The organism is Actinacidiphila epipremni (genome assembly GCF_012034175.1).
Lineage (GTDB): Bacteria > Actinomycetota > Actinomycetes > Streptomycetales > Streptomycetaceae > Actinacidiphila > Actinacidiphila epipremni.
Genome location: NZ_JAATEJ010000002.1, coordinates 1 through 11,332, shown reverse-complemented (window position 1 = coordinate 11,332; position 11,332 = coordinate 1). Strand labels below are relative to the sequence as shown.

At 71.0% G+C, this 11,332-nt stretch carries 9 protein-coding genes; 5 read left to right on the top strand and 4 right to left on the bottom strand.

All coding sequences use genetic code 11. From position 1 onward, the window contains the following. Nucleotides 1-13: 13 nt before the first annotated feature. From mctP to HCN08_RS02950, 3 genes are all read right to left on the bottom strand, one after another. Nucleotides 14-1,672 (bottom strand): monocarboxylate uptake permease MctP, encoded by a 1,659-nt coding sequence (gene mctP, locus HCN08_RS02960; protein WP_167981268.1) that lies wholly within the window; start codon nucleotides 1,670-1,672, stop codon nucleotides 14-16. Next, nucleotides 1,669-1,926, bottom strand: coding sequence for a DUF3311 domain-containing protein (locus HCN08_RS02955; RefSeq protein WP_167981267.1), 258 nt, complete (start codon nucleotides 1,924-1,926; stop codon nucleotides 1,669-1,671). Before HCN08_RS02955 ends, mctP begins: the two co-directional genes overlap by 4 nt. A gap of 132 nt (nucleotides 1,927-2,058) precedes the next feature. After that, on the bottom strand, nucleotides 2,059-2,829 hold the full coding sequence (locus HCN08_RS02950) for a GntR family transcriptional regulator (RefSeq protein ID WP_031520277.1): 771 nt from the start codon (nucleotides 2,827-2,829) through the stop codon (nucleotides 2,059-2,061). Nucleotides 2,830-3,148: 319 nt separating this feature from the next. Between HCN08_RS02950 and HCN08_RS02945 the strand changes: the two genes are divergently transcribed. Genes HCN08_RS02945 through HCN08_RS02930 form a run of 4 tightly spaced genes read left to right on the top strand, consistent with a single transcriptional unit; the run spans nucleotide 3,149 to nucleotide 7,969 of the window. Beyond that, nucleotides 3,149-4,456 (top strand): extracellular solute-binding protein, encoded by a 1,308-nt coding sequence (locus HCN08_RS02945; RefSeq protein WP_167981266.1) that lies wholly within the window; start codon nucleotides 3,149-3,151, stop codon nucleotides 4,454-4,456. A gap of 41 nt (nucleotides 4,457-4,497) precedes the next feature. Further along, nucleotides 4,498-5,499 carry a carbohydrate ABC transporter permease gene (locus tag HCN08_RS02940; protein ID WP_167981265.1) on the top strand — a complete coding sequence of 334 codons (1,002 nt, stop codon included), beginning with the start codon at nucleotides 4,498-4,500 and terminating at the stop codon, nucleotides 5,497-5,499. Beyond that, on the top strand, nucleotides 5,496-6,383 hold the full coding sequence (locus HCN08_RS02935; RefSeq protein ID WP_167981264.1) for a carbohydrate ABC transporter permease: 888 nt from the start codon (nucleotides 5,496-5,498) through the stop codon (nucleotides 6,381-6,383). The genes HCN08_RS02940 and HCN08_RS02935 overlap by 4 nt, the downstream gene beginning before the upstream one ends. Beyond that, entirely contained in the window at nucleotides 6,380-7,969 is a 1,590-nt protein-coding gene (locus tag HCN08_RS02930; protein WP_167981263.1) for a glycoside hydrolase family 3 protein, read from the top strand. Before HCN08_RS02935 ends, HCN08_RS02930 begins: the two co-directional genes overlap by 4 nt. A 166-nt stretch (nucleotides 7,970-8,135) precedes the next feature. Here the strand turns inward: HCN08_RS02930 and nagB are convergent, their stop codons facing one another. Continuing rightward, a complete protein-coding gene (gene nagB / locus HCN08_RS02925; RefSeq protein WP_167981262.1) occupies nucleotides 8,136-8,921 on the bottom strand; it encodes a glucosamine-6-phosphate deaminase in 786 nt (261 codons plus the stop codon). A 966-nt stretch (nucleotides 8,922-9,887) separates the two neighbouring features. Here nagB and HCN08_RS02920 point away from each other — a divergent pair. Then, complete coding sequence (locus HCN08_RS02920) at nucleotides 9,888-10,943, top strand: SIS domain-containing protein (protein ID WP_240969736.1); 1,056 nt, start codon at nucleotides 9,888-9,890, stop codon at nucleotides 10,941-10,943. The last annotated feature ends 389 nt before the right edge of the window (nucleotides 10,944-11,332 follow it).

The window sequence follows — 11,332 nt, the reverse complement described above, 5'->3', positions numbered from 1 at the left end:
CACCCGGGAGCCGCTACGCCGGTTCCGGCAGCCCCGGGCTGACCGCGGTGTCCGGCGGCACCGCCGGGCCCGGGAGCGCCGGGGTGGCGGCCTCGGCGGTGTAGTCGTCCGGCCGGGTCTCGTCGTCGCCCGCGGGCGCCTTGAGGGCCCGCAGGACGACGGTGAGCACGACGGTGACGGCGACGTTGAGCACGAACGCGGTCAGGCCGATGTAGCCCTTCTCGCCGATCCACGGGATCATGTCCGCGTTGCCGCCGAAGTGCGACTGGGCCGGGCTGGACTGCTCGTACGCCTTCCACGTGCCGTAGAACATGCCGGCCGCCCAGCCGGCCAGCAGCGCCCAGCGGTGGAACCAGCGGGTGAACAGCCCGCCGACGATGGCCGGGACGGTCTGCAGGATCCAGATGCCGCCCAGCAGCTGGAAGTTGATCGCCACGGTCTTGTCCATCGTGAGGACAAAGACCAGCGCGCCGACCTTCACCACCAGCGACACCGCCTTGGAGACCGCGGTCTCCTGCGCGGGCGTGGCGTCCGGCTTGATGAGGTCCTTGTAGATGTTGCGGGTGAAGAGGTTGGCCGCCGCGATGGACATGATGGCCGCGGGCACCAGCGCCCCGATGCCGATCGCGGCGAAGGCGACCCCGGCGAACCACGACGGGAACATGTTCTCGAACAGCTGCGGGATGGCCAGTTGGCCGTTGTAGCCCGTCACGCCGCTGCCGACGCCGTCGGCGATGGCCATGAAGCCCAGCATCGCCAGCAGCCCCAGCATGAGCGAATACAGCGGCAGGATCGTGGTGTTGCGGCGGATCGTGTCCCGGCTCCTGCCCGACAGCACCGCGGTGACCGAGTGCGGGTAGAGGAAGAGCGCCATCGCCGAGCCCATCGCCAGGGTGGCGTAGGCCCATTGGGCCTGCGGCCCGGTCACCAGAGCGCCGCGCGGCGCCCCGGTCGCCGGGTTCTTCTTCGCGAAGGCGTCGCCGGCCTTGGCGAAGATGTCGTCGAACCCGCCCAGCTTGTACGGGATGTAGACGATGGCCACCGCGATGACGATGTAGATCAGCGCGTCCTTGACGAAGGCGATCAGCGCCGGCGCCCGCAGCCCCGAGGAGTAGGTGTACGCGGCGAGCACGCCGAACGCGATGAGCAGCGGCAGGTCCTTGACGAACCAGTTCGACGAGTCGCCGCCGCCGATGCCCATCACGTCCAGCACGGCCTGGATGCCGACGAGTTGCAGCGCGATGTAGGGCATCGTGGCGATGATCCCGGTGATCGCGACGGCCACCGACAGGCTCTTGGAGCCGAACCGCCCGCGGATGAAGTCCGAGGAGGTGACGTAGCCGTGCCGGTGCGAGACCGACCACAGCCGGGGCAGGAACAGGAAGACCATCGGGTAGGTGATGATCGTGTACGGCACCGCGAAGAAGCCGGACGCGCCGGCCGCGTAGATCGCCGCGGGCACGGCGACGAAGGTGTAGGCGGTGTAGAGGTCCCCGCCGAGCAGGAACCACGTCACCCAGGTGCCGAAGCTGCGCCCGCCCAGGCCCCATTCGTCCAGGTGCAGCGGGTCGGCGGCGCGCCGCCAGCGGGCGGCGACGAAGCCGAGCACGGTGACGGCCAGGAAGAAGAACAGGAAGACGGCCAGCGTCACCCCGTTCACGTCGTTCTTCACGCGTCGTCACCCCCCTTGCGGGCGCGCTCCTCGCGCCGTACGAGCACGTACGCGGTGTACGTCAGCGCGGCGGCCACCGGCACCCACGCCATCTGGTACCAGTAGAAGAACGGGATCCCGATGAAGCGCGGGGTCAGCCGCGCGTAGGAGTCCACCCAGAGCAGGGCGACGAACGGCGCGAGCAGGCACAGCGCGGCGGTCACCCTGGCGGCTGTGACGACCGGTGGACGCGGGTCCGGTGGTGCTGGTGGCATGGGCGGTGCTCCCGTCCCCTAGAGCGGCACGTGTAATGGCCAGGAAATGTAGGGGAGGCTAGCGGCGCCCGTCACTACCCGTGCACGGATCCGTTCCCAGGTCAGCCGCCCGGGTGACGTAAATGCCCCGGTTCAGTCGGTGGGGCGGCTCAGCCGGGCGACGAACTTGTAGCGGTCGCCGCGGTAGACCGAGCGCACCCACTCCACCGGCTCGCCGGTGGTGTCGATGGAGTGCCGGGAGAGCATCAGCATCGGCAGGCCGACGTCCGTGCCCAGCAGCCCGGCCTCGCGCGGGGTGGCGAGCGAGGTCTCGATGGTCTCCTCGGCCTCCGCGAGCCGGACGTCGTACACCTCGGCCAACGCGGTATACAGCGAGGTGTACTTGGCCAGGCTCCGGCGCAGCGCCGGGAAGCGCTTGGCCGAAAGGTGGGTGGTCTCGATCGCCATCGGCTCGGAGTTGGCCAGCCGCAGCCGCTCGATGCGCAGCACCCGGCCGCCGGCCTTCATGTCCAGCAGCCCGGCGAGCCGGTCGTCGGCGGTGATGTAGCCGATGTCCAGCAGCTGGGACGTGGGTTCCAGCCCTTGAGCGCGCATGTCCTCGGTGTAGGAGGTCAGTTGCAGCGCCTGCGACACCTTGGGCTTGGCCACGAAGGTGCCCTTGCCCTGGATGCGCTCCAGCCGCCCCTCGACGACGAGTTCCTGGAGCGCCTGCCGGACGGTGGTGCGCGAGGTGTCGAACTCGGTGGCCAGGGTGCGCTCGGGCGGCACCGGGGTGCCCGGCGGCATGGTCTGCGTGATGTCCAGCAGATGGCGCTTGAGCCGGTAGTACTTGGGCACCCGTGCGGTCCGGCCGGCGGTCCCGCCCGTCGTGGTCTCCGCGCTGGTGACCGCGTCGCTCTCCATGTCGTCTACTCCCGACTGCGCTCGTGCTGCCGAACGCCGGCTCCTGGCGTTGATCGCGGCTCACATGGTGGCACGCGGGGCCCGTCGGGAGGCAGGCGGCGGGGTCAGGTCCCCTTCAGGTGTCGGTCCGATAACAGACCCGACGGGTGTTCTTATACACCCTTGACACCCCTAAAGGTCTAGGCCAAGCTCCCGGTACTGGTCTAAACCATTAACGGCCAAATCCCAGTCCCACGAGCAGGTATGGGCCTTCGCGTGCCACGCGGAGTCCGGCATGTCGGGCGGTGGGGGGAGTTTCGGGCATCCTGAGGAGGGTGGCGTGAAGCGCAAGCTCATCGCGGCGATCGGCGTCGCGACCATGATCGTCGGCATTGCGGCGTGTGGATCCGACAAGAAGGACGACGACAAGAAGGCCGACGGCGGCAGCAAGCCCGCCGCGAGCGCGTCCTCGATCACCGTGTGGCTCACGGTGGACGCGCAGCACAACTGGCCCGAGCTGGTCAAGGCCGCCGACGACGCCATCGTCGCCAAGCACCCGGGCCTGAAGGTCAAGCACGAGTACTACGCCTGGCCGGACAAGAATGCCAAGCTGGACGCCGTGCTCGCCACCGACAAGGCGCCCGACGTCGTCGAGATGGGCAACAGCGAGATGGTGCCCTACATGGCCGAGGGTGCCTTCGCCCAGCTGGACCCGTCGAAGTTCGACAACTCCTCCGCCTGGCTGGACGGCCTCAAGCAGTCCGTCACCTACGACGGCCAGACCTACGGCGTGCCCTACTACGCCGCCGCCCGTATCGCCACCTGGCGCAAGGACATCGCCGCCGACGCCGGCATCACCGCCACCCCGAAGAACTGGACCGAGCTGACCGCGGACCTGGACAAGATCCAGGCCAAGGAGGGCCCGAAGTTCAACGCCTGGTACCAGCCCTCGCGCGACTGGTATGCGGCCATGTCCTTCGTCTACGACGCCGGCGGCGCCATCGCCACCAACGAGGGCGGCCAGTGGAAGGGCAGCCTGGAGTCCCCGCAGGCGATCCAGGGCCTGACCACCTGGAAGAACGCCATCGGCAAGTACATGCACGGCGACCTCACCAAGGACGAGTCCGACCGCTACATCGTCTACGGCCAGGGCAAGTCCGCGCTCATCTACGCCCCCGGCTGGGAGGGCCCGTCCGCGGCCGACCCGAAGTACGACAAGACCGGCGGCAAGCTCAAGGACAACCTGGTCAACTTCGTGATGCCCGGCCCGTCCGGCAAGAACATCCCGGTCTTCCTCGGCGGCTCGGACCTCGCGGTCCCGAGCAAGTCCAAGAACGTGGACCTGGCCTCGGAGTGGATCAACGACTTCACCAACAGCGCCGGCCAGAAGATCCTGATGAGCAAGGGCAACCTGCCCAACAACAACACGCAGCTGGCCACGCTGAAGGCCGACCCGGCCTCCGCGGTCACCGCGGAGGCGGCCGAGTCCAGCTGGTTCGTGCCGACCGCCCCGGGCTGGGGCAGCGTGGAAAAGGCGCAGACCCTGCAGACCATGCTGCAGAACATCGCCACCGGCAAGTCCTCCGTCGCGGACGCGGCCAAGGCCGCGGACGCCGACATGGACAAGGTCCTCAACGTCAAGAACTGACCGTCCTCACAACGTAGACCGGGACCGCTGAGGAGCACGTGATGAGTGCCGCCGAGACCACCACCACGAAGGTGCCGCCGCCACGGCGGCACTCATCACCCCCCGGGCGCGGCCCGGGGAGAGCCCGCGTCAGACGCGGCAACCGGGTCCGCCTCGGCCGGGCGCTCACGCCCTGGCTGCTGCTGGCCCCGTGCCTGCTGGTCCTGGTGCTCGTGCTGGGCTACCCGCTGATCAAGCTGGGCACCCTGTCCTTCCAGGACTACAAGAAGCCCCAGCTGTGGGGCTTCAAGCCGGCCACCTGGGTCGGTTTCGACAACTACCAGGCGATCCTGAAGGACCAGGAGTTCTGGGACGTCGTGGTGCGCACCATCCTGTTCGCCGCGAGCGCGGTGATCCTCACGATGGTGCTCGGCATGCTCATCGCGCTGCTCCTGCAGCGGGTGTCCGGCTGGGTGCGCACCCTGATCAACATCGCGCTGGTGGCCAGCTGGGCGATGCCGGTGGTCGTCGCCGTCACCGTCTTCAAGTGGATGTTCGACAGCGACTACGGCGTCGTCAACTGGACCCTCAGCCAGATCCCCGGCGTCGACTACAGCGGCCACAACTGGTTCGCCTCCGGGCCCGAGGGCCTGTCGGTGATCATGCTCCAGGTGGTGTGGGGCGCGATCCCGTTCGTCGTGATCACCCTCAGCGCCGGCCTCACCCAGGTCCCCAAGGAGCTGGAGGAGGCCGCCCGGCTCGACGGCGCCGACGCCTTCGGCGTCTTCCGCTACGTCACCTTCCCGATCATCAAGCCGCTGGTCGTCATGATGACCACGCTGTCCATCATCTGGGACATGGGCGTCTTCGCCCAGGTCTGGCTCATGCGCGGCGGCCACCCCGAGCCGGAGTTCCAGCTGCTGACCACCTACTCGTACGACAAGGCGTTCGGCGTCAACGACTACGCCACCGGCTCGGCCATCGCGCTGCTGACCGTCCTGCTGCTGCTCGGCGTCGTCGCGGTGTACATGCGGCAGATGCTCAAGATCGGAGAGGTGGAATGAGCGCCCTGACCTCGCGGCCGACCGCCGCACCGGCCGTGATCACGGCCACCGCCGCCGAGCGCCGTCGGCGCAACGCCAAACGCGGCTGGAACGTCGTCGGCCTGCTGGTCTTCGTGGTGACCGCCTTCCCGGTCTACTGGATGATCAACACCGCGTTCAAGCCGGCCAAGGACGCCATCGACCCCAAGCCGCACTTCTTCCCGTGGCCGGTGTCGCTGGAGAACTTCCGCCGGGCGCTCAACATCAGCGACTTCTGGGGCCCGGTCGAGCGCAGCCTGATCGTCAGCGCCAGCACCGTCGTGATCGGCGCGATCATCGGCCTGCTGGCGGCGCTGGCGATCTCCCGGTTCGCCTTCCGCGGACGCAAGGTCGTCATCGTCGGCATCCTGACCGTGCAGATGGTGCCGCTCGTCGCGATGATCATCCCGGTCTTCCTGCTGCTCAACCAGATCCACCAGATCGACAAGCTCAGCGGCCTGGTGCTGACCTACCTCACCTTCGTGCTGCCCTTCACCGTGTGGACGCTGCGCGGCTTCATCGTCAACATCCCCAAGGAGCTCGAAGAGGCCGCGATGGTCGACGGGTGCAGCCGCACCGGCGCCTTCATCCGGGTCGTCTTCCCGCTGCTGGCCCCGGGCCTGGTCGCCACCTCCATCTACGCCTTCATCCAGGCGTGGAACGAATTCCTCTACGCGCTGCTCGTGATGAGCCAGGAGCACGAGACCGCCACCGTGTGGCTGGGCACCTTCACCACCCAGCACGGCACCGAGTACGCGCCGATGATGGCCGGCTCCACCATGATGGGCGTGCCCGTGGTGATCCTCTTCCTGCTCGTCCAGCGCAGGATGGCCGCCGGCCTGACCGCCGGGGCGGTGAAGGGATGACGACGCCCGCACCCGCCGACCCCGCGCTCGTGACCGACGCGCTGACCGTCCTGCAACCCGGCTTCACCGGCACCACCGCTCCCGAGTGGCTGCTGCGCCGGCTCGCCGAAGGGCTGGGCGCGGTCGCGCTGTTCGCCCGCAACATCGAATCGCCCGCGCAAGTCGCCGCGCTCACCGCGCAGTTGCGGGCGGTACGGCCCGACGTGCTGGTCGCCGCCGACGAGGAGGGCGGCGACGTCACCCGCCTTGAGGCGCGCGGCGGTTCGTCCTTCCCCGGCAACCTCGCGCTCGGCGCCGTCGACGACATCAAGCTCACCCGCGCCGTCGCCGCCGAACTCGGCCGCCGGCTCGCCGAATGCGGCGTCAACCTCAACTGGGCGCCGTCCGCGGACGTCAACTCCGACCCGGACAACCCCGTCATCGGCGTACGCTCCTTCGGCGCCGACCCCGACCTGGTCGCCCGCAACACCGCCGCCTACGTCGAGGGCCTGCAATCGGCGGGCGTGGCCGCGTGCGTCAAGCACTTCCCCGGCCACGGCGACACCGCGACCGACTCCCACCACGCGCTGCCGCGGATCGACGTCGACCTCGACACGCTGCACGCCCGCGAGCTGGTGCCCTTCCGGGCCGCCCTCACCGCCGGCACCAAGGTCGTCATGAGCGCGCACATCCTGGTGCCCGCGCTCGACCCCGAACTGCCCGCGACGCTCAGCCCCGCCGCGCTCACCGGCCTGCTGCGCGCCCCGCGCGAGCAGGGCGGGCTCGGCTACGACGGCCTCATCGTCACCGACGGCATCGAGATGCAGGCGATCGCCGCGACGTACGGCATCGAGCGCGGCACCGTCATGGCGCTGGCCGCCGGCGCCGACGCGATCTGCGTGGGCGGCGGCCTCGCCGACGAGCAGACCGTGGTCGCGCTGCGGGACGCGATCGTGACCGCCGTCGAGTCCGGCGACCTGCCGCGCGAACGGCTCGCCGACGCCGCCGCCCGGGTACGCGAGCTCGCCGCGTGGGCGGTGGCGCAGCGGCAGCCGGGCGCGGCGGAGGGGACCGCGCCCGGCGAGGGTCCCGGCGCCGCGCTCGCCCCCGCGGGCGAGGCGTTCGGTCCCTTCGGGGCCGCCTCCGAGGTCGGCCTGGAGGCCGCTCGGCGCGCCCTGCGGGTCACCCGCGCGCCCGGCTTCGTACCGCTGGACCGCGCGCCGTACGTGGCGGCCTTCACGCCGGTGGCCAACATCGCGGTCGGCGAGGACACCCCGTGGGGCGTCGCCGCCGAGCTGGAGCGGCTGCTGCCGGGCACGAGGACCGCGACCTACCGGGCCGCGGACGCCGGTGACCTCACGGCCTTCACCGCCGGGGTGCTCGCGGCGGCGGGGGAGCGGCGCGTCGTCGCCGTCGTGCGCGACGTCCACCGGCACGCGTGGATGGCCGGCGCGCTGGACGCCCTGGTCGCCGCCCGCCCCGACACCGTCGTGGTCGAGATGGGCGTCCCGCAGGCCGCGCCGCGCGGCGCCCTGCACCTGGCCACGCACGGCGCCGCCCGGGTGTGCGGCGAGGCCGCCGCGGAGGCCATCGTCAGCGCCCGCTGAGCGTACGCGTGCCCGCGCGGGGGAGCGCTCCCGTACGACGCCGGGCCGGCCGGACGACCTCGGCCGGACCCGGCGTCCGCCATGCCCGCGGGGCTTTCCCGCCCGCCCCGCGCACACGTCCGCGCCCGCGCCGTCCGGGGGACGGCACGGGCGCGGGCAGCCTGCCTCACAGGCCCTGCCAGGGCGGCTTGGCCGCGTAGGTCGCACGGAAGTACGGCGCGAGCTTCAGCTTGGACGCGGCGGCCTCGTCGACGACCACCGTGGCGTGCGGATGCAACTGCAGCGCGGACGCCGGCACCACCGCGGCGACCGGCCCCTCCACGCTCTGCGCGACCGCCTCTGCCTTGCCCTCACCGGTGGCCAGCAGCACCACGTGCCGGGCCTCCAGGATCGTGCCGATGCCCTGCGTGATGACGTGGTGCGGGACCTGGTCGATGTCGCCGCCGAAGAAGCGGGCGTTGTCGACCCGGGTCTGCTCGGTGAGCGTCTTGATCCGGGTCCGGGACGCCAGCGAGGAGCACGGCTCGTTGAACCCGATGTGCCCGTCCGTGCCGATCCCCAGCAGCTGCAGGTCCACCCCGCCGGCCGCGGCCAGCGCCGCGTCGTACGCCTCGCACGCCGCCTGCACGTCCTCGGCGGCCCCGTCCGGCCCCATGAACGCCTCCGCGGACAGCCCCAGCGGCTCCACGACCTCCCGCAGCACGACCGACCGGTACGACTCCGGGTGCCCGGCCGGCAGCCCCACGTACTCGTCCAACTGGCACACCCTGACCCGCGAGACGTCCACGACCCCGCCGCGCACCTTCGCGGCGAGCGCCTTGTACACCGGCAACGGCGTGGACCCGGTGGCCACCCCGAACAACGCATCGGGCCGCCGGCGGACCAGCGAGACCACGGCCTCCGCGATCACTTCGCCGCCTGCCGCGGCATCCGGGACGATGACAACTTCCACGCTTGGCCTGCCGTTTCTGGAGAGGTGGAGTGTGGTATAGACCAATCTACCAGCCCTTCCCACCCCGCCCCAGGGGCGGGCCGGGTTTGGGGAGCCTTGGGGGGGTTGGGCTTGGGGGGGTGGGGCTTTTTTTTGGGGGGGGGCGGGGGCGATGCGCGGGGGCTGTGCGTCGGGGTGACGCCGGGGGCCCGGCGGGGGCGGGCGGTGGAGGGGGCGCCGGGGGTGGGCGTGGTTGCGGGGGCTCGGCTGGGTTGGGGGGCGGGGATGTACGGGGCGCCGGGGGTGGGCGTGGCACAGGGGCTGGCCTGGGGGGATGGTCGGCGATGTACGGGGCCGGCGGGAGCCGTAGCGACGGCGGGGCGGCTCGGGCGGGAAGTCGACGATGCACAGGGCCCCGGCGCGTGGACGTATCTGCGGCGGGTCAGCTCAGGCGGATAGCAGATGACGCACGGAAGTCCGGCGCGTAGCCGTACCCGGGTTGGCTGGCCGGCGGCGGGAAGTCGACGATGCACAGGACCCCGGTACGCAAGCGTACCCACGGCGGGTCAGCCCAGGCGGAAAGCCGACGACCCACCGAACCCCACCACGCAACCGCACCCGGGCTAGCTGGGCGGCGGCGGAAAGTCGACGATCCACGGAACCCTCTTCCGTCAGCTTCTGGCCCCACTGCCTTTTTGCCGCCTTCTCGCCTCCGGGGGCTTCTATCCGGTGTCGACAGTCGATCGTGCTCGGTCGCTCGTTCCTCACGACCTCCGCGCTCCCCCAGAGCTCCGCCTGGGGGTGCCCCCACCCTTTCGACACCGGCGCCCCCTTCGGCTCGCCGGCTACACAGGAGTGACCAGCGACGCAAGGCTCGGCTGGCGGCGAACCGTCGGGCGCTGATGCGTGTGTCGGCTCCGCGCGCGGGGGGACGGGGGATGTGGTCGACTGTTGGAGTGGTCCCCGGCGGGATGGAGGCGGGCGGACATGGCGGATGGCGGTGAAGGGCCCGGCGCGATCATGGCCGCGGAGATGGCCGAGCAGCCGGAGACGATGCGGCGGGTGCTGGAGCGCGCGGTGGGCGACATCACCGCCACCGCCCACGCCATCGCCGCACGGCGGCCCCGTTTCGTCCTGCTCAGCGCCCGCGGCACCTCCGACCACGCGGCCCTCTACGCGAAGTACCTGCTGGAGGTCGAGCTGGGCCTGCCGTGCGGCCTCGCCTCGATGTCGACGATCACCGCGTACGGCGCGCGTCCGCACCTCGCGGACGTCCTGGTGGTCACCGTCAGCCAGTCCGGCGGCTCACCGGACCTCACGACCACCTCGCAGGCCGCCCGCGAGGCCGGCGCGATCACCCTGGCGGTCACCAACAACCCCGAGTCGCCGCTCGCGGAGGTCTCGGAGTTCCACATCGACCTGCTCGCGGGCCCCGAGCGGGCGCTGCCGGCCACCAAGACGTATACGGCCGAGCTGATGGCCCTCTACCTCTTCGTGACCGCCCTGGGCGGCCAGGACGGCGCCAGGGCCGCGCAGGCCATCCCGGAGCTCGCCGAGGGCGTCCTGGCCCGCGGCGACGAGGTACGCGACCTCGCCGGGCGCTACCGCTTCGCCCAGCGCATGGTCATCACCTCGCGGGGCTACGGCTACCCCACGGCGAAGGAAGCGGCCCTGAAGCTGATGGAGACCAGCTACTTCCCCGCGCTCGCCTACTCCGGGGCTGACCTGTTGCACGGGCCGCTGGCCATGGTCGACAACATCTCGCCGGTGATCGCGATCGTGACCGAGGGCCGCGGCGGGCAGGCCCTCCAGCCCGTGCTGGACCGGCTGCGTGGCCGCGGCGCCGACCTCGTCGTCATCGGCCCTGACCCCCAGGTCAGCGCCGCCTCCGGCGGCATCGCCATCCCCACGGGCGTCCCCGAATCCCTCCAGCCCCTCCTCGAAATCCTCCCCCTCCAACGCCTGGCCTGGGAAATCGCCATGGCCCGCGGCCAAGACCCCGACTCCCCCCGCGGCATCGCCAAAATCACCGAGACCCACTGACGCCAGACCGTTCCCTCATCAACGCTGGACGGTTGCCCCATCAACGCCTGACGGTTCGCCGCTACCCGAGCCTTGCGTCGCTGGTCACTCCTGTGTAGCCGGCGAGCCGAAGGGGGCGCCGGTGTCGAAAGGGAGAACACGCGGAGGTTCCGAGGAACGAGGAACCGAGCATGATCGACTGTCGACACCGGATAGAAGCCCCCGGAGGCGAGAAGGCGGCAAAAAGGCAGTGGGGCCAGAAGCTGACGGAAGAGGGTTCCGTGGATCGTCGGCTTTCCGCCGCGGGCCAGCCAACCCGGGTGCGGTTGCGTGGTGGGGTTCGGTGGGTCGTCGGCTTTCCGCCTGGGCTGATCCGCCGTGGGTACGCTTGCGCGTCGGGGTTCGGTGCG